Source organism: Fictibacillus sp. NPDC058756, from assembly GCF_042746035.1.
Classification (GTDB): domain Bacteria; phylum Bacillota; class Bacilli; order Bacillales; family Fictibacillaceae; genus Fictibacillus.
Window position 1 is genome coordinate 29,698 of record NZ_JBHYPU010000006.1, and the last position, 19,385, is coordinate 49,082.

Consider the following 19,385-nt stretch of genomic DNA (forward strand, 5'->3'; position numbering starts at 1 on the left):
TGTTGCCTTTGGTCTCTTTTCCATTCTCTTCATTGCAAGTTGATTGGAGAGCAAGGTGCGTGCCTACTGCCTGAGAAGCTTCTAGCTAGGCATGCGACGAGGAGCTTACATCGATAGCGTTTACTAGTAGACGCAGGAGCAAGGATATTTCCATGAAGCAGTAAGGTGAGACTCCTAATGGCGCAAAGCGCGAGGAGACTACTCACCGCCCGCCCCACGGAAAGCGGGCATTCTGGAGCGGAAATCAACCACTTTCTAGAGCAACAAAGTTTTCGCCTTTAAAATTGGAAGTAAAACGTTAAGGATTTTTGAGGTACTAGAATGAACACAAAAAAGTCTTCTGTTTGGGAAGGTGCTTTGCTGCTTACTGCAGCAGCCCTTGTTGTTAAAGTATTGAGTGCCGTCTACCGGATTCCCTATCAAAACATGACAGGTGATTTCGGTTTTTATGTATTTCAGCAAGCCTATCCCTTTTATGCGATAGCCGCTGCTATTGCTTTTACAGGATTTCCGATGGCTCTGTCTAAAATGATCGCATCAGAAAAAAGTAATAATGATCATCTTATAAAAACGTCAATTTGGACATCCTTTTTGTTAGGGATTATTTCTTTTGTGTCTTTGTTTTTATCTGCACCTTACATAGCAAATTTAATGGGTGACAGCCACCTTACATTGCCTATTCGTGTTATATCCGTACTGTTCTTATTTATACCGCTATCTGCTTTTCTCAGAGGTGCATATCAAGGGTATGGTGATATGCAGCTTACAGCTTTTTCGCAGTTGCTCGAACAAACCGTTCGAGTTTCAGGTATATTATTAATTTCATTTTATTTTGTTAAAGAAGGCTATTCCAGCTATGAAACAGGAGCAGGTGCTTTATCGGGATCTGTTTTAGGTGCTGTAGCTTCAGGATTATTCCTTTTGTTTTTCTGGAGAAAAGGAATTACTCCCGCTTATCAACCTCAAGCAAAAATAAGGGTTACATATGGAGCTGAACTGCTGAAATCGAGTATTTATCTTTCTTTAAGCGCACTTGTTTTAGCGTTGATGCAGCTGGTTGATGCATTCCTTTTTGTAAATGTGTGGGTCGAAAGCGGTATGCAGGTATATGACGCCAAACTGTTAAAAGGGGTATTTGACCGGGGGCAACCTCTTCTCCAGCTGGGAACCGTAGCCGCAGCATCTTTAGCACTTGCTGTCGTACCAGAAATGGCTCATTTAGTACAGCAAAAAAGAAATGCTGATATTCAGTCACTCACAAAACTGTCAGTGAAAATTTCTGTTGTTTTTGGCGGTGCTGCAGCAGTTGGGCTCATCTGTATCATGGAACCTCTAAATACTATGCTTTTTAAGAATGCAGAGGGATCAACTGCACTTGCAGTATTGTGTCTGTCCATTGTCTCAGTATCTATTATTTATACTTCTACAGGTCTTTTGCAGGGGATCGGTCATGGAAGGTATGCAGCGCTATCCATCCTGGCTGCAATGTTCGTAAAAGTTGCGGGGAACCTGATACTGATACCACAATTCGGAATGGAAGGAGCAGCACTTTCAACTGTCATTGCTACAAGTATTGCTGCAGTGTTCCAATTAATAAAGCTTCAAATGGCAACAAAGTTTTTGAGCAATGTTCGAGCTTTAAACCTATTCTCTTATCTTTTTTCATTAGGTGTTATGGCTGCCGGTGTTTTGTTGTGGATATTTATTGCTGAAAATATTTTTGAAGGTGTTTCGCGATTAGATGCTATGTTTATCAGCATAACTTCTTCGGTGCTTGGCGGTGTAATCTATCTTACAGTCATTATAAAATTTAAAATATTTTCTCAAGGAGAGTGGGAATCAGTATTCCATTCGGTCGACACGGTTAAGAAGTTAGTAGAACGGCTGAAAAAAAGGAGGCCAAAATGAATAAGAAAATTACAATAATAGGCCTAGGAGCAGGGAACCTAGATCAAATGACGCTCGGTATTTACCGGCTGCTTGAATCAGCAGAAACAGTATATGCGAGAACGATTCATCACCCTGCTGTAGAAGAGCTTATCGCACAAGGTAAAACATTTATAACATTTGATGATATCTATGAAAAGCATGATCAGTTTGAGCCTGTATATGAGGAAATTGCAGAACTACTATTTAAGGCTGTGGAAGAAAACGGACATGTCATTTATGCCGTACCAGGTCATCCTTTAGTTGCTGAGCAGGCGGTTCAGCTTTTGCTGCATAATGCTGATCAAAATAAAACAGAGGTTACAGTGGCTGGCGGTAAAAGTTTTCTCGATGAAATGTACACGGCCTTAAGGATTGACCCGATTGAAGGGTGCCAAATTCTTGATGGGACATTACTAAAAAAAGAAGAAATCCAAATTCGGCATCATCTTGTTATTGTTCAAGTGTACGATGCATTTATCGCATCAGAAGTAAAATTGACACTTATGGAGAAGTATCCAGATGATTATGAAGTGGCTGTTGTAACAGCAGCCGGAAGCTCTAGTGAGACGATCAAAAGAGTTCCGGTATTCGAGTTAGATCAGTCTGTAACATTAAACAATCTAACCGCTGTATACGTACCTCCTGTCAAAGAAGAAACGTTGATGTACAGAGACTTTTCATTTTTAAAAAGTGTTATTGAAAGATTGAGAGGTCCTGGAGGCTGTCCGTGGGATCAGAAGCAAACACATGTCAGTTTGAAGAAATATTTAATTGAAGAAGCATACGAAGTGCTGGAAGCGATCGATGAGGAAGATGATGAGACTTTAGCTGAAGAGCTTGGTGATGTTTTGCTGCAAGTGCTCCTGCACGCTCAAATTAGCGAGGAAGAAGGATTTTTTGCAATGGATGATGTGATCTCTGTCTTAACCGAGAAAATGATCCGCCGTCACCCTCACGTGTTTAGTAATGTAATTGCAGAAGATGCCGATAAAGTCGTAGCTAACTGGGAAGCTATAAAAGCACAAGAAGCGGGCAAGGAAAAAAGAGAGTCTTTATTAGATGGTGTGCCTAAAGGTATGCCGGCTATTCAAAAAGCCTTTCAATTTCAGAAAAAAGCCGCTAAGGTTGGATTCGACTGGAAAGAAACAGGGCCGGTTTATGATAAGATTTTAGAAGAATTGAAAGAATTCCAGGAAGCTGAAGGTGAAGAACAGCTGAAAGAGCTTGGTGATCTGCTGTTTTCAGTTGTGAATTTAGCCCGTTTCTATAAAATAGACCCTGAAGAAGCTCTTAACGCAACGAACAGAAAGTTTTATAAGCGATTTCGTTATATAGAGTCAGCACTTAAGGAGAAGAACCTTTCTTTTGAAGATGTAACATTGGAAGAAATGGACCGTCTTTGGGACGAAGCAAAATAATTTTTTTTTCAACAAAGAAGGATTATAGTGAGAAATAGAGAATATTTTCTCGAGAAATATCATGAACCCTTAATTATAAAGGGTTTCTAGCGAATTCTTTGAAAGAAACTTTAGGAGGTAATAAAAATGAACAAAAATGAATTGGTAACAAATATCTCAGAAAAGTCAGGTCTTACTAAGAAAGATGTAGAAACAGTCGTTAATGGCGTAATCGATGAAATCACTTCTGCTCTTAAAGGCGGAGAAAAAGTACAGTTTGTTGGATTTGGAACTTTTGAAACTCGCGAGCGTTCTAGCCGTACTGGCCGCAACCCTCAAACAGGTAAAGAAATTCAAATCCCGGCTGCTACTGTTCCAGCATTTAAAGCAGGCAACAAGCTGAAAGAAGCTGTTAAGTAAGCATGCGCCTAGACAAATTTCTGAAAGTCTCCCGTCTTATTAAACGGAGAACCGTGGCGAAGGAGATTTCAGATCAAGGCCGTATCACGATAAACGGATTGCAGGCGAAAGCTTCTTCTGATGTAAAAGTCGGGGACGAGCTTACGATCCGCTTTGGCCAAAAGCTTGTAAAGGTGAAAATCAACGAGCTTAAGGATACGACCAAAAAAGAGGACGCTGACAACATGTATACCGTCCTCGAAGAAAACCGCATCGAAACGACTGAGTAAAGAACCTGAATTCTTCAGGTTCTTTTTCATTTTTGATTTTTTCTAAAGATTATTGCGCCTAGAGAATTTAGTGAATTGCCTACATTGATAGGTTGATTGGAGTGTAAGGTGCGAGACTCCTCGAAAATGAAAAAGCACATTTTCTTCGTGCGAAGTTAACGCTGCGGAAGCCTTCCTTGTCCTGCGGGATTAGTGGGACAGGTGAGACACCTGATGGCGCAAAGCGCTGAGGTGGCTCTTTGCACACCCCGCGGAAAGCGAGCATCCTGTAACGGAGAGCAACTACTTTCAAAAACATCACTGATCTCGTTAACAGGTTTATCATAGCTTGTTCTATTCCCCCAGCTTGTTTCATACATTTGTATGGAATAGAGGAGGGGAATGTATGGACCAACGATATGATTTTAATAACAACTATAATCAAAAAGTAAGCACTCCAAATCATGATGTAAGAATGATAGGCCGTAAGAATCTGGAGATCACAGGCGTTAAACAGGTTGAAAGCTTTGATAATGAGGAATTTCTGCTTGAAACAACGATGGGTTTTCTGGCGATACGCGGGACAAACTTGAAGATGAAGAACTTGGATGTAGAATCTGGTGTAGTGAATATCGAAGGGAAAGTATTCGATCTTGTCTACCTAGACCAGCAAACCGGTGAAAAGAATAAAGGTTTCTTCGGCAAATTGTTCAAATGACATTAACCGTACAGTTTCAAACCATGCTGGCTATGGTTTTCATGGGGATATGGATCGGTATGGCTGTTGATACCTACAGCCGGTTCATCCATGAAAAGCGAAAGTGGCACTGGCTTCATTTCTTAAATGATTTGCTCTTTTGGCTGGTACAGGCTTTGCTGGTTTTTTATGTTCTTCTTCATGTAAATCACGCGGAAATTCGTTTTTATATTTTTATAGCTTTAATTTGCGGTTATGCTGCTTATCGTGCACTTTTAGAAAACATATATAAAAAGCTGCTGGAATGGTTTGTTTCAGCTGCTGCAGCAATTTTCCGCTTCTTATACAATCTGTTCAACAGTTTACTTGTGATGCCGATAAAATGGTTGATTATGATTATTTCGGGTATTCTTTTATATGTATTAAAGCTTTTACAAAGAATAGTCGTTGTTTTATTAAAAATTCTTTTTTCCCCTTTTAAGTGGATCGGAACGCTTGTATGGCGTTTCATTCCAAAACAAAAATGGTATAATTTAAAAGAGAAATATTTAAAAGTTGCAGGGTTTTTTAATTCAGTGAAGAATAAAGTCAGCAATTGGAAGGGAAAAAAGAAGTAAAGGAGGGGAAGAGCGAACAAATGCGCCAAAAGAAGATAACAGAGATTCACTCACAATACATCCAGAATAAAGAACGCCATGAGAAGGTGATCGCTAAACGTAAACGCGGGCTATACCGGCGTTTAACGGGGGCTTTTATCGTATTTTCCTTTTTTGCTTTTTTAATTATTACGGGTATTGCAGAGCAACTCTCCCTTTTAAATGAAAAACAGACGGAACAGAAAGAGCTGACCGAAGAATATAAAGCTCTTTTAGAAGAAAAGGCACAACTTAAAGATGAAGTGAATAAACTAAAAGACGAAGAATACATTGGAGAAATCGCCAGACGCGACTTTTTTATGTCAAAGCCTGGTGAAACAATCTTTAAACTTCCAGAATAAAGCAAGAAGCGTTCATTGACACGCAGATTTTTTCGAATGTATAATAAGTATTGATATCTTTTGAGATTTTTTAAGGAGGAGCATTTTTTGCATGTCAATTGAAGTAGGCAGCAAGTTGCAAGGGAAAGTTACTGGGATTACTCATTTTGGAGCGTTTGTTGAGCTGCCAGGGGGTACTACAGGACTCGTGCATATTAGCGAAGTTGCGGATAATTACGTAAAGGACATCAACGAATTTCTTAAAGTTGGTGATCAAGTCGAAGTAAAGGTTATGAGTATCGAGAAGGACGGAAAGATCGGTCTGTCTATTAAGAAAGCAAAGGAAAATGTTGCTTCCACTAGACCTGCACCATCAAGAGGCGGATTCAACAAATCCCGCAAAGGTCCAAATCGCGGCGGAAATAATCATCCTACTGCATTATCTTTTGAGGATAAGATGAGTAAGTTCCTTAAAGATAGTGAAGACCGACTCACAACTTTAAAGCGTAGTACTGAATCAAAAAGAGGTGGCCGCGGCGGCCGAAGAGGATAATTGATGCATTTTTAATGCTCATTCATCTATATATGGCTAGCATCCTATTCATTAGGGTGCTTTTTGTTTTTATATTTTTCTAAAGGTTACTGTAATAGAGTTGTTTTTTTCATCATCATTGACAAGTTAATTGGAGTGCAAGGTGTGAGACTCCTGCGGGATCAGCGGGACAGGTGAGACTCCTAAAGGCGCAAAGCGTGAGGAGGCTCACCGCACGCCCCGCGGAAAGCGAGCACCTGGAACGGAAATTAACTACTACAAATACCAACAGAAATTACGAAAACGCTCTTATAAAAACTTTTTCGACAAAAATTGAAAAGAACCGTTGACAGTTATATAGGATTCTTGTAATATACTACTTGTGTCTTTTACAAATGGCGGTGTAGCTCAGCTGGCTAGAGCGTACGGTTCATACCCGTGAGGTCGTGGGTTCGACTCCCTCCGCCGCTACCATTTTTTTTGACACTTACATATTTAAATTTTCAAGAGTACCCGCTTAGGGTGCTCTTTTTTTGATCTTTATAATTTCCTTCATCGTTATCCGGATTTAATCCCCGAAGTTTTCAAGGTTTAACCATTTATTTTTCATCATAATTCTTCTTAATCTCTTTTAATTCAGTGCTTAAGAATTTATTTTTATACGAATGCTGTCCTCTTTTGCTTTTCTTTCGTGAAATGTTGGGGAAGACCGTCGAGAAGTTATTCTAGTTTACATTGCTCTTTTGACAAAATCTTTGTTCTAAACCTGTTTATAATGGTTACACAAATTGGAAACGGGTGGTGTATGGGATGTGGCAAAAGGTAGAACAAGAAGTACTCGAACCGATTAGAGGCATGGTGTGGGTAGAAAAAGGACAGCAGGCAGTTTTTAAGACGAGTAAGAGATGGCTTCAGCTTTTGAACCAGAGCATTTTTAATTGGAGAATGCTGTTGTTTGGAATTGGCTTTTTGTTAGGACGAGCTATGATTTTAGCTGAAATGTCTCCATTTGCATTACCTTTTGCAGCGAGTGTATTTGTCTTAAGAAAAGAACGGACAGGCATTGCCGTATTTGCAGTACTAGCTGGCGCGATGACACATCAGCCGATCAATGCCTTGTTCTTCATAGGTGCCTTGCTTGTATATGCGTGTCTGCAAAGAGGAACAGATCTTTTTATAAAAAATAGAATTCAAAGCTTGCCTCTATTGGTATTTGGATCAAGCTTGATAACTCGAACGTTATTTTCTTTATTTGGAGAAGGCGGACTTGAGCGGGTCGATACGATGCTTGCTCTTGTAGAGGGTGGACTGAGCTTAGTACTCACATTAATCTTCCTTCAATCCATTCCTTTGTTAACGTATAAGAAGATTCCTCAGTCACTGAAGAATGAAGAAATTGTTTGTTTGATGATCCTTCTCGCCTCGGTAATGACAGGAACAATCGGCTGGCAAATCAATGATGTCTCCGTTGAACATGTCGTATCCCGTTATCTAGTGCTTTTGTTTGCTTTTGTTGGTGGAGCTGCTATCGGTTCTACGGTTGGTGTAGTCACTGGTTTAATACTCAGTCTGGCTCAAGTGGCAAGTCTGTCTCAAATGAGCTTGCTCGCGTTTTCTGGATTGCTAGGCGGACTTTTAAAAGAAGGAAAGAGATTCGGGGTAAGTTTAGGGCTTATTATTGGTACTGTATTGATCGGTTTGTATGGTGAGGGCAGGGCAGAAATTACATCTACCTTGATGGAATCAGGCTTTGCGATCCTTCTGTTTCTGTTAACACCAAAAACAGCGATCAGCAATATATCAAAATATGTTCCGGGAACAAGAGAGCATTCGATGCAGCAGCAGCAATACTTAAAAAAGATTCGTGATGTTACGGCGAGCCGTGTTGAAAGATTTTCTTCTCTTTTCCAGGCGCTGTCCCATTCGTTCGGTTCGGTTGGCTTGTCTTTGAATGAAGAAGAGAGCTCGCGGGAAGTTGATTTATTTTTAAGCAATATTACGGAAAAAACATGTCAAACATGTTTTAAGAAGGAACAATGCTGGGCTCAAAATTTCACTTCCACCTATGATTTAATGTCAAAAATCATGGTTGAACAAGAAGATTACGGAGAAATAAAAGACCGGAAACTAAAACGTGATTGGGAAAAACATTGTATTAAACCGCAAAAGGTAACAGATTTAATGAAACAAGAACTATCTCAATATAAAGCAAGCCAAAAATTAAAAATTCAAGTTCAGGAAAGCCGCAGATTGGTGGCTGATCAGCTAATGGGTGTTTCTCAAGTCATGGGTAACTTCGCAAAGGAAATTCAGCGGGAACAAGAGAACCACCAGATGCAGGAAGAGCAGATTAAGGATTCATTGTTCCAGGCAGGGATTGATGTCGGGCATGTTGATATTTATAGCTTGGAAGCGTCAAACGTTGATATCGAGATGACGATCCCTTATTGCAACAATTCCGGAATTGCAGAGAAACTTATTGCCCCTATATTATCGGATATTTTAGAAGAGACGATTCTTGTCACGCATGAGGAATGTGCCAATTATGCAACAGGCTTCTGTCATCTATCGTTCCATTCAGCAAGAGAATATGTGGTTGAAACAGGGATTGCTTCAGCGGCAAAAGGGGGAGCGTGGCTTTCTGGAGACAGCCACTCGACGATTGAAATTGGTGCCGGCAAATTTGCTGTAGCTATAGCTGACGGAATGGGCAACGGAGAACGTGCATTCATAGAAAGCAACGAAACCCTTCAGCTGCTGCAGAAAATTCTGCAGTCAGGCATTGAAGAAGAAGTAGCGATAAAATCAGTAAATTCCGTTTTATCACTAAGAACAACAGACGAGATCTTCTCAACGCTTGATCTGGCCATGATCGATCTTCAGGACGCATCTGCTAAGTTCTTGAAAATTGGTTCGACTCCAAGTTTTATTAAACGCGGTGACCAAGTAAAAACAGTGGAAGCAAGCAACCTGCCGATGGGTATCATTCAGGATTTTGACGTGGATGTCGTGGACGAGCAATTAAAAGCAGGAGATATTCTGATTATGATGAGTGACGGGATCTATGAAGCACCTCGCCACATTGAAAATATTGATGCATGGTTAAAGCGCAAAATAAGAGAAATCGATACAGACGATCCTCAGGAAATCGCAGATCTTATTATGGAGGAGGTTATCCGTTCAGGAAATAACGGTATCGAGGACGATATGACAGTAGCGGTAACGAAGATCGAAAAAAATATTCCAAAATGGGCAACGGTCCCTCATTACCCGAAAGTAAACTTAAACAGAAAGAAAGCTCAATAGTTTAAAAGAATGAGAGGCTGTCCCAAAAATAAGTATACTTACTTTCAGAAGAACCGGCAGATTTTCATAAATTACCCTCCGCGCAGGTTGATTGGAGTGCAAGGTGCGTGCCTTCCACATGAGAAGCTTCTCGCTAGGCATGCGACGAGGAAGCTCACATCGGTAGCATTTACTTGTAGACGCAGGAGCAAGGATACTTCCATGAAGCGGGACAGGTGACTCCTAATGGCGCAGAGCGGCAGGAGGCTCACTGCCCGCCCCGCGGAAAGCGAGCATCCTGGAACGGAAATCAACATCTTCTTAAGCAACAATATTTACTTAATAGCTAATCAAAAGAGGCTTGGCTTTAAACGTTTATCGTTTTGAGTCATTCCTCTTTTTTATGTGCATAAAGTCCTTCTAAACGTATATTCCAAGACCTTTTTGACGATGATGGTAATACGTTAAAAATCGTACTTGAGAGGTGTTAGAGATATGCGTAAAAAAGGAACGTTAAGACAGATTCTGCTGATTACAGACGGGTGTTCAAATCAAGGTGAAGATCCAGTAGCGATGGCGGCACTTGCTCATGAACAAGGCATTGCAGTAAATGTAATCGGCGTATTGAATGAAAATGCTCCTGAGTATCACAGACAGGGATTAAAAGAGGTAGAAGACATAGCGATGGCTGGAGGCGGAATCAGTCAGGTCGTTTATACGAAGCAGCTTGCACAAACCGTGAAGATGGTAACGCAAAAAGCGATGGCCCAAACGATTAAAGGTGTCGTTAACGCAGAGCTGCAGCAAATCCTAGGAAGCAAGTCTACGATGGATGACCTTCCTCCGGATAAACGCGGAGAGGTAATGGAAGTTGTTGACGAAATGGGAGAAACTATGAACCTCGAAGTATTGGTATTAATAGATGCATCCGGCTCAATGGAAGATAAGATGCTGACAGTTCAGGAATCATTGCTCGATCTATCTATCTCGTTAAATTCGAGAATCGGTGAAAATGAGTTTTCGATCTTTGCTTTTCCTGGCAAAAAGAAAGAAGTGGAAGAATTGTTAAGCTGGTCTTCTAAGTTAGATTCAATCGGCAAAATTTTTTCAAAGATTTCACTTGGTGGAATTACGCCGACAGGACCGGCAATAAAAGAAGGGATTGCTGCGTTTACTCGTAAACGATCCTCGAAAAGGAGCTTCTTGTCCGATGATGCCTCAGGATATATCGAAGAGTCCGATATGTAACTTAGCTGCAGGAGAAGAAATTCGCGGAAAATGGAATGATTTCATTTATCGTATACGCCGTCGTTTAGGTTATGGTGCGACAGGCGCAGTGTATCTTGCAGATTCTATTAAAGGCACGGTTGCTTTAAAGATCGGACATGACCAGATGTCGATTACATCAGAAGTTAATGTGCTGAAGCGTTTTTCTAAGGTCCAGGGGAAAGTCCTTGGACCTTCTTTAATCGATGTGGATGATTGGCAGACTAGAAGCGGAACATACCCGTTTTATGTGATGGAATATTTAAAAGGTGAGACGCTTTTTGATTTTATGAGGCCGAAATCTTCCGAATGGGCGGGAATTCTGCTCGTTCAGCTCTTAACGGATTTGCACACTCTTCATCAGGCGGGCTGGGCTTTTGGTGATTTAAAGCCAGACAACCTGCTTGTTACAGGTCCCCCATACAGGATCAGGTGGATTGATGTGGGCGGCACAACCGTCATGGACCGGTCAATAAAAGAGTACACAGAGTTCTTTGACCGGGGGTATTGGGGAAAGGGATCACGAAAAGCGGAACCTTCTTATGATCTATTTTCAGCTGGAATGGTTATGGTCAATCTGGCTTATCCATCACGTTTTACGAAAAAAAGTGATCCTGACAGACAGATGCAGGATATAAGAAAAAACAGTCCCATCCTTAGACCATATGAAGATATTCTTGAGAAGGCATGGAACGGAAAATATAGATATGCTGAAGAAATGAGAAATGAACTTGTGCTTTTATTAAATGAAAAAGATAAACGCACGGTTCAGCAAAATAAAAAGCCTGCTGTTCATAAGTCAGCTGTACAAAAGCAGACAAGGCAGTCACAAAAGAAGAAACAAAAAAGTTTTTTTGTCGAAACTTTTTTAGTATTTACTTTTGTATTTGTCGTTTATTTATTTTATATGCTCGGCCAGACGATGTAAGAGTGTAAGTCAGCATCATTCTTTGATATGATTTTATGGAGAAATCAGTATGAAGGAGCGGGTTAGGTTGCAGCATGTTGAAAATTTCATAAAAAAGCACCAGCTTCTTTCATCTGCGAAAACAGTTGTTGTCGGCGTTTCCGGAGGACCTGATTCATTGGCATTGCTTCATTTTTTATGGAAACGGTCAGCCATGTACAGCATTGAAGTAGTTGCGGCATCCTTTAATCATAAGCTTAGGGGAGAAGAGTCTGCTCGTGAACTGGCGATTACCGAAAAGTTTTGTGCAGAAAGAAATATCCCGTTTGAAGGCGGAGAAGCAGATGTGGCAGACTATCAAAAAGAGAACCATCTCTCATTACAGACAGCAGCCAGAACATGCAGGTACAATTTTTTTGAGCGGGTGATGAAGAAGCACGGAGCAAATGTTCTTGCACTCGCTCACCATGGTGATGATCAAGTAGAAACGATGCTGATGAGGATGACAAGAGGAAGCGAAGGATACAGTCTTGCAGGAATACCTGTTAAACGTCCTTTTGCAAATGGTGAAATTATTCGGCCGTTTTTAGGAATAACGAAAGCCGAAATCGAGCATTATTGTAAAGTAGAAGATCTTTATCCTGTTTATGATCCGTCGAACGAAAGCGAAAAATATATGCGAAATAGGTTCAGAAAAAAAGTACTGCCTTTTTTAAAAGAGGAAAATCCAAATGTTCATGAAAGGTTTCAGTATTTAAGTGAAACCATTACAGATGATGAAGCGTATATATTACATCAGGCTGAAATAGAGTTAGAAAAGGTTTTAATAGTCAAAACAGAGGGGAAAATAGAGTTATCTGTATCCGCATTTAACAAGATGCCTATTCCTTTACAAAAAAGAGGGATTACACTAATATTGAACTATCTGTATAAATTAAATCCTTCATCTCTTTCCTCTGTACATAAGGAAAACTTTCTTAGTTTGCTCGGAAGTGAGCATCCATCCGGATTTTTGCATTTTCCGTCAGGCCTTTTTGTCAGCCGAACTTATGACAGATGTACGTTAAGTTTTGAGCCGGTAAAAAATGAAGAACCATCATATGAGTTTTCAATGGATCTGCCTGGCATAGCAGAAGTGCCGATTGGAATATTAACTGCTGAAATAACGGATTGTGAACCAGCTTCAATTAGAGGAAAAGATGTTTTTGTGTTTTCACCGAATGATGTAAGTCTCCCTTTACGAGTTCGAAACCGCAGACCAGGTGACCGGATGGCGATTGCCGGCGTCGGTACGCGGAAATTAAAAGATATATTTATTGATGCTAAAGTGGCACCGGAAGAACGGAAAGTTTGGCCTGTCGTTGTTAATGCAAACGGCGATATAATTTGGCTTCCCGGACTGAAACACACAGGACGCAAATCTTTAAATCATTCTGAACAATGGGTTATCTTACGCTTTCAAAAAAATCGCCATGACGTCTAGGAGGCTTGTTGAACTATGCATGATGAAATTTTAGAAACACTTATATCTGAAGAAGCCATTCAAGGGAAAATTAAAGAACTTGGAAAAGAGCTTTCAGAGGAATATAAGGACAGTTTTCCATTAGTAATTGGAGTTTTAAAGGGTGCATTACCTTTTATGGCAGACCTGATTAAACGAATGGATATCCACCTTGAGATCGATTTAATGGCTGTTTCCAGCTATGGAGCTTCTACCGTTTCTTCCGGTCAAGTGAAAATCGTTAAAGATTTAGATACTTCCTTAGAAGGTCGAGACGTAATCATTGTAGAAGATATTATTGACAGCGGATTGACTCTTAGCTATTTGGTTAACTTGTTCAAAGCACGCAAGGCCAAAACGGTTAAGATTGTAACATTGTTAGATAAGCCAACAGGACGAAAAGTAGATATTACACCAGATTTAGCTGGCTTTATCGTTCCTGATGCTTTTGTTGTCGGCTACGGCTTGGATTATATCGAGAAGTACCGCAACTTGCCTTACATTGGCGTATTAAAGCCAGAGATCTACGAAAAGTAAGAATAACAGAACCGCATAAGATTTGATTGTTCGCCTAAGGAGGTAAGGAATGAATCGCATCTTCCGTAATACTATATTTTATTTATTAATCTTTTTAGTTGTAGTTGGAGTTGTCAGCTTTTTCAACGGCAACAACAATGAAGTAAAAGAAATCCGTTATGACCAACTGACAAAGTACATTGAAGACGGTAAAGTAGAAAGCATTGTTTACCAGCCAGAGGGTGGCGTATATGTTGTCCGAGGAAAGCTGGAGGGAGCGAAAGAAGGAGAAGTATTCCAGACGAATGCTCCGTTAACCGGCAATACACTTGCTGAAATTGAACAGCTTGCAGACAGTGCAAATGTTGAATTCAAACAGCAGGAACAGACGAGCGGCTGGGTAACGTTCTTTACATCAATTATCCCGTTTGTCATTATCTTTATTTTATTCTTCTTCTTGCTTAATCAAGCCCAGGGTGGCGGAAGCCGTGTAATGAACTTTGGGAAGAGCAAGGCAAAACTTTATAACGAAGAAAAGAAAAAAGTTACGTTTAAAGATGTAGCTGGAGCGGATGAAGAGAAGCAAGAACTTGTAGAAGTTGTTGAATTCTTGAAAGATCCTCGCAAATACTCGGCACTTGGTGCGCGTATTCCTAAGGGTGTTCTTTTAGTCGGACCTCCGGGTACTGGTAAAACACTTCTTGCACGTGCTGTAGCGGGTGAAGCAGGCGTTCCGTTCTTCTCGATCTCAGGTTCTGATTTCGTTGAAATGTTCGTCGGTGTCGGTGCTTCACGTGTCCGTGATTTGTTTGAGAACGCAAAGAAAAACGCTCCTTGTATCATTTTCATTGATGAGATTGATGCTGTAGGGCGCCAGCGTGGTGCTGGTCTTGGCGGAGGTCACGATGAACGTGAACAGACCCTGAACCAATTGCTTGTTGAGATGGATGGTTTCGGTGCGAATGAAGGAATCATTATCATCGCAGCTACAAACCGTGCTGATATTCTTGACCCGGCACTTCTTCGTCCGGGACGTTTTGACCGCCAGATTCCGGTTAACCGCCCTGATGTAAAAGGCCGTGAAGAAGTTCTTCAAGTGCATGCGCGCAATAAGCCGCTTGCAGAAGATGTTAATTTAAAAACGATCGCGATGCGTACTCCAGGTTTCTCTGGTGCGGATCTTGAAAACTTATTAAATGAAGCGGCATTAGTTGCTGCTCGTTCTGACAAGAAAAAGATCGATATGGACGATGTAGATGAAGCGATTGACCGTGTAATCGCAGGTCCTGCCAAGAAGAGCCGTGTAATTTCTGAAAAAGAAAAGAACATCGTGGCTTACCATGAAGCTGGTCATACAGTAATTGGTCTTGTTCTTGAAGGTGCAGATACCGTTCATAAAGTAACAGTTGTTCCTCGTGGCCAAGCCGGAGGATATACGGTTATGCTTCCTAAAGAAGACCGTTATTTCATGACAAAACCAGAATTAGAAGATAAGATCGTTGGATTGCTTGGAGGCCGTGTTGCCGAAGAAATCACATTCAATGAAGTAAGTACAGGTGCTCACAATGACTTCCAGCGTGCAACGGGCATCGCTCGCCGCATGGTAACGGAGTTTGGTATGAGTGAACGTCTTGGACCAATGCAGTTTGGTTCTTCTCAGGGAGGCCAAGTATTCTTAGGCAGAGACTTCAATAATGAGCAAAACTACAGTGATGCAATTGCGCATGAGATTGATTTAGAAGTACAGCGCATCATTAAAGAATCTTATGAGCGCTGCCGTCAGATTCTTACAGAGCACAATTCTAAGCTAGAAATCATTGCTCAGACATTGCTTACTGTTGAAACGCTTGATGAAGAACAAATCAAAGAACTTGTTAAAACAGGTCAGCTTCCTGACAAAAAGACAATTTCTAAACCATCCGATGATGTTAAGGTTACGCTTAACAAGAAGGATGAAGAAGAACCAAAACAAGATTAATTACAAAAAGGATGCCTCAGATCTTGAGGTATCCTTTTTTTGTAAGTCTGTTTGATTTCATAGTGGTGGGTCTTGAAAGCAGTTGATTTCCGTTACAGGTACTCGCTTTCCGCGGGGCAGGCGGTGAGCCCCTTTGCCGCTACGCGCCTTAAAGTGTCTCACCTGACCGCTTGTCCCGCAGGAGTCTCGCACCTTTCACTCCAATCAACTTGTCAGTGGAGGGAAAGAATTGAAACACCAACCATTAAGAGGAGAGTCTATTTATCAAAGATTTTTCGTTATCACTGAAGCTATTTAGCTTAGTAACTTCGCTTAGAAGGATGTTTTAAGGGGTTATTGCTGTTGATGTTTCTCTTTTTCTTCATTGAAAAGTTGATTGTAACGGAAGGTTGCCGACTCCTACGGGACGAGCGGTCAGGTGGAGACTCCTATTGGCGTAAAGCGGCAGGAGGCTCACCGTTCGCCCCGTGGAAAGCGCGCAACCTGGAGTGGAAATCAACGACTTTCAAGAGCACCAATGAATACTCTACAAATACTCCAATAAACCACGTTACTTTACACCTATACGTTTTATGTTATAACTATTATAGAAACTTAAGATAAGAAGCGGGGACAAATTCATGATTTTTGTGTTTGATGTCGGAAATACGAATATTGTTTTAGGACTATATGAGAACGATGAACTGAAGCACCATTGGAGAATTCATACATCACGTGAAAAAACAGAAGACGAATACGGCATGCTTATACTCGATCTGTTCAGGCACGTGAACATCAATAAAGAACAAATCGAGGGAATCATCATATCGTCTGTTGTTCCGCCGATCATGTTTGCATTAGAGCGCATGTGCTTAAAATATTTCACTCAGCGTCCTCTGATTGTTGGTCCTGGTATTAAAACCGGGCTGAATATAAAGTATGAAAATCCAAGAGAAGTTGGAGCTGACCGTATCGTGAATGCAGTTGCTGCGATTCATGAATACGATTCACCATTGATCATTGTCGACTTTGGAACGGCTACAACCTATTGTTACATTAATGAAAATAAACAATATATGGGCGGTGCAATTGCCCCGGGTATCAATATTTCTACAGAAGCGCTTTACACGAAAGCAGCTAAGCTTCCGCGTATCGAAATCGCAAAGCCTGAAGGTGTGATTGGGAAAAATACAGTTAATGCTATGCAAGCCGGCATACTTTATGGATATGTAGGACAAGTAGAGGGTATTGTAAAAAGAATGAAGGAACAATCACCGATTGAGCCAACTGTAATCGCAACAGGCGGTCTTGCGAATCTAATCGCAGCCGAAAGCAGTGTTATTGACCATGTAGATCCTTTCTTAACATTAAAAGGTCTATTGCTTATTTACGATAAAAACAAGAACGGCTAAAAGGATGAGTTATAATGAATGACTATTTAATTAAAGCCCTTGCATTCGACGGGCAAATTCGTGCATATGCTATTTCAACAACAGAGATGGTAAGCGAAGCGCAGCAAAGACATAATACGTGGCCGACCGCATCAGCTGCACTTGGAAGAGCAATGACTGCTTCTACCATGATGGGTATGATGCTAAAAGGCGAAGACAATAAAATTACAGTTAAAATTGAAGGCGGAGGTCCGATTGGCGTAATCATCGTTGACAGCAACACCAAGGGTGAAACACGCGGTTATGTTACGAATCCTCAAACTCATTTTGATCTGAACAGCAAAGGGAAACTTGATGTAGCACGCGCAGTTGGAAAGAACGGATATCTGTCTGTATTAAAAGATATCGGAATGCGTGAAAAATTCACAGGACAAGTTCCAATGGTTTCAGGTGAACTAGGTGAAGACTTTACGTATTATTTTGCTTCTTCTGAACAAGTGCCTTCTGCAGTAGGTGTAGGCGTGCTTGTAAATCCGGATAATTCTATTAAAGCTGCGGGTGGTTTTATCATTCAGGTGATGCCAAATGCTGCAGACACTATAGTTGATTTGCTCGAAGAACGCATTAAAGCCATTCCTCCAATCTCGCGCCTAATTGAAAAAGGATTAACTCCTGAAGAGATTTTATTTGAGCTTTTAGGAGAGGATCAGGTTCAAATCTTAGAAAAGTCACCGGTTCGTTTCCGATGTACGTGTTCACACGAACGTTTCGGCCAAGCAATTGTAAGTCTTGGAGAACAAGAAATTAAAGATATTATTGAAGAAGACGGGCAAGCGGAGACAAATTGCCAGTTTTGCAATGCTACCTATGTATTCACAAAAGAAGAACTTCAAACTTTGCTTGAACAAGCAAAATCCTAAACCCGGAATCTTTCCGGGTTTTGATTTACACATGAAAATTATTTTTTTGCGTACATTGTAATAGGACGGATTTCACAGGCTTTTAAATTGACACTTGATTTCCATAGTTGATACAATTAATCCAATAAAAATACTCGGTTTTAGGAGTGATGGTGAATGGCACGTGTGGCGCAGTCGATTACAGATTTGATCGGTCAAACCCCTGTTGTGAAATTGAATCGATTAGCAACAGAAGATATGGCAGATGTATATTTGAAATTAGAATTTATGAACCCAGGAAGCAGTGTAAAAGATCGTATTGCATTAGCAATGATCGAAGATGCTGAAGAGAGCGGCAAGTTAAAAGCAGGCGACACGATCGTTGAGCCTACAAGCGGAAATACCGGGATTGGATTAGCGATGGTTGCAGCTGCAAAAGGATACAAAACAGTTCTTGTTATGCCTGAAACAATGAGTATGGAAAGACGGAATTTGTTAAGAGCATACGGAGCAGAACTTATATTGACTCCTGGACCTGAAGGAATGGGCGGAGCAATCCGGAAGGCAGAGGAACTATCAAAAGAAAAAGGCTATTTCATGCCGCAGCAGTTTAAAAATGAAGCAAACCCAAAAGTTCACAGAAATACGACCGGAAAAGAAATTATTGCACAATTTCCTGAGGGTTTAGACGCTTTCGTGTCAGGCATTGGTACGGGCGGAACAATTACGGGTGCAGGCGAGGTTATTAAAGAAAAATATCCTGAAGCTAAAATTTATGCTGTAGAGCCGACTGACTCTCCAGTTCTCTCAGGCGGCAAACCAGGACCCCATAAGATACAGGGAATAGGTGCAGGTTTTGTTCCCGATATTTTAAAAACAGATATTTATGATGAAGTCTTGACGATCTCAAATGATGAAGCATTTGAGTGGGCAAGAAGAGCAGCACGTGAAGAAGGTCTATTAGGAGGCATCTCTTCAGGTGCAGCAATTGCAGCTGCATTAAAAGTAGCCAAAAAGCTCGGAAAAGGAAAAAAGGTACTCGCTGTTATACCAAGCAACGGTGAAAGGTACTTAAGTACACCGCTTTACCAATTCGAAGACTAAAATTACCGCTCCCTTATGGGGGCTTTTTTTATGTAAAGGTCGTTGTTTCTTTACTAAATGATTGTTGCTTATTTTTTTTGCGAAGATACTTCGTTGAAGTTGATTGGAGCGCAAGGTGCGTGCCTACCACTTGAGAAGCTTCTCGCAGGCATGCGACGAGGAAGGTCACATCTGTAGCATTGACTTGTAGACGCAGGAGCAAGGATACTTCCCTGAAGCGGACAGGTGAGACTCTTAAAGGCGCGAAGCGCAAAGAGGCTCACCGCACGCCCCGCGGAAAGCGAGCATCCGGAAGCGGAAATCAACACTGCCAAAGCAAAAAATCATTCATAAACTCATTTGAAAATGCAGGAAATTGAC

General features: G+C 41.0%; 17 protein-coding genes and 1 tRNA gene. All 18 read left to right on the plus strand.

What is annotated here, in order from left to right:
• Positions 1–321 precede the first annotated feature (321 nt).
• Positions 322–1,908 carry a putative polysaccharide biosynthesis protein gene (locus ACFW35_RS19540; RefSeq protein WP_379848254.1) on the plus strand — a complete coding sequence of 529 codons (1,587 nt, stop codon included), beginning with the start codon at positions 322–324 and terminating at the stop codon, positions 1,906–1,908.
• Positions 1,905–3,347, plus strand: a complete 1,443-nt coding sequence (mazG, locus tag ACFW35_RS19545; protein ID WP_379848256.1) for a nucleoside triphosphate pyrophosphohydrolase — start codon at positions 1,905–1,907, stop codon at positions 3,345–3,347. The genes ACFW35_RS19540 and mazG overlap by 4 nt, the downstream gene beginning before the upstream one ends.
• A gap of 126 nt (positions 3,348–3,473) precedes the next feature.
• Complete coding sequence (locus tag ACFW35_RS19550) at positions 3,474–3,746, plus strand: HU family DNA-binding protein (protein WP_066285421.1); 273 nt, start codon at positions 3,474–3,476, stop codon at positions 3,744–3,746.
• A 2-nt stretch (positions 3,747–3,748) separates the two neighbouring features.
• The gene (locus ACFW35_RS19555; RefSeq protein WP_077365610.1) at positions 3,749–4,015 is read left to right on the plus strand and encodes an RNA-binding S4 domain-containing protein; all 267 of its coding nucleotides are present in this window, start codon (positions 3,749–3,751) and stop codon (positions 4,013–4,015) included.
• 385 nt (positions 4,016–4,400) lie between these two features.
• Positions 4,401–4,712, plus strand: a complete 312-nt coding sequence (gene yabP / locus ACFW35_RS19560) for a sporulation protein YabP (RefSeq protein WP_066285426.1) — start codon at positions 4,401–4,403, stop codon at positions 4,710–4,712.
• Positions 4,709–5,308 carry a spore cortex biosynthesis protein YabQ gene (gene yabQ, locus ACFW35_RS19565; RefSeq protein ID WP_379838035.1) on the plus strand — a complete coding sequence of 200 codons (600 nt, stop codon included), beginning with the start codon at positions 4,709–4,711 and terminating at the stop codon, positions 5,306–5,308. Before yabP ends, yabQ begins: the two co-directional genes overlap by 4 nt.
• Before the next feature lie 20 nt (positions 5,309–5,328).
• Complete coding sequence (locus ACFW35_RS19570) at positions 5,329–5,688, plus strand: FtsB family cell division protein (RefSeq protein WP_066285430.1); 360 nt, start codon at positions 5,329–5,331, stop codon at positions 5,686–5,688.
• A 91-nt stretch (positions 5,689–5,779) separates the two neighbouring features.
• Positions 5,780–6,220 (plus strand): S1 domain-containing RNA-binding protein, encoded by a 441-nt coding sequence (locus ACFW35_RS19575; RefSeq protein ID WP_066285431.1) that lies wholly within the window; start codon positions 5,780–5,782, stop codon positions 6,218–6,220.
• Between the two features lie 376 nt (positions 6,221–6,596).
• Positions 6,597–6,673 (plus strand) — tRNA-Met (locus ACFW35_RS19580).
• A gap of 336 nt (positions 6,674–7,009) precedes the next feature.
• Positions 7,010–9,505 (plus strand): stage II sporulation protein E, encoded by a 2,496-nt coding sequence (gene spoIIE / locus ACFW35_RS19585; protein ID WP_379848258.1) that lies wholly within the window; start codon positions 7,010–7,012, stop codon positions 9,503–9,505.
• Between the two features lie 474 nt (positions 9,506–9,979).
• Positions 9,980–10,732 (plus strand): vWA domain-containing protein, encoded by a 753-nt coding sequence (locus ACFW35_RS19590; RefSeq protein WP_379848260.1) that lies wholly within the window; start codon positions 9,980–9,982, stop codon positions 10,730–10,732.
• Positions 10,695–11,678, plus strand: a complete 984-nt coding sequence (locus tag ACFW35_RS19595) for a serine/threonine protein kinase (protein WP_379848262.1) — start codon at positions 10,695–10,697, stop codon at positions 11,676–11,678. The genes ACFW35_RS19590 and ACFW35_RS19595 overlap by 38 nt, the downstream gene beginning before the upstream one ends.
• A 49-nt stretch (positions 11,679–11,727) precedes the next feature.
• Positions 11,728–13,140 carry a tRNA lysidine(34) synthetase TilS gene (tilS, locus tag ACFW35_RS19600; RefSeq protein WP_379848264.1) on the plus strand — a complete coding sequence of 471 codons (1,413 nt, stop codon included), beginning with the start codon at positions 11,728–11,730 and terminating at the stop codon, positions 13,138–13,140.
• A gap of 15 nt (positions 13,141–13,155) precedes the next feature.
• On the plus strand, positions 13,156–13,695 hold the full coding sequence (hpt, locus tag ACFW35_RS19605) for a hypoxanthine phosphoribosyltransferase (RefSeq protein WP_066285441.1): 540 nt from the start codon (positions 13,156–13,158) through the stop codon (positions 13,693–13,695).
• Positions 13,696–13,744: 49 nt separating this feature from the next.
• The gene (gene ftsH, locus ACFW35_RS19610; protein WP_379848266.1) at positions 13,745–15,652 is read left to right on the plus strand and encodes an ATP-dependent zinc metalloprotease FtsH; all 1,908 of its coding nucleotides are present in this window, start codon (positions 13,745–13,747) and stop codon (positions 15,650–15,652) included.
• A gap of 620 nt (positions 15,653–16,272) precedes the next feature.
• On the plus strand, positions 16,273–17,043 hold the full coding sequence (locus ACFW35_RS19615; RefSeq protein WP_379848268.1) for a type III pantothenate kinase: 771 nt from the start codon (positions 16,273–16,275) through the stop codon (positions 17,041–17,043).
• Between the two features lie 14 nt (positions 17,044–17,057).
• Positions 17,058–17,942 carry an Hsp33 family molecular chaperone HslO gene (gene hslO / locus ACFW35_RS19620; protein WP_379848270.1) on the plus strand — a complete coding sequence of 295 codons (885 nt, stop codon included), beginning with the start codon at positions 17,058–17,060 and terminating at the stop codon, positions 17,940–17,942.
• Between the two features lie 156 nt (positions 17,943–18,098).
• Positions 18,099–19,025, plus strand: a complete 927-nt coding sequence (cysK, locus tag ACFW35_RS19625; protein WP_379848272.1) for a cysteine synthase A — start codon at positions 18,099–18,101, stop codon at positions 19,023–19,025.
• The last annotated feature ends 360 nt before the right edge of the window (positions 19,026–19,385 follow it).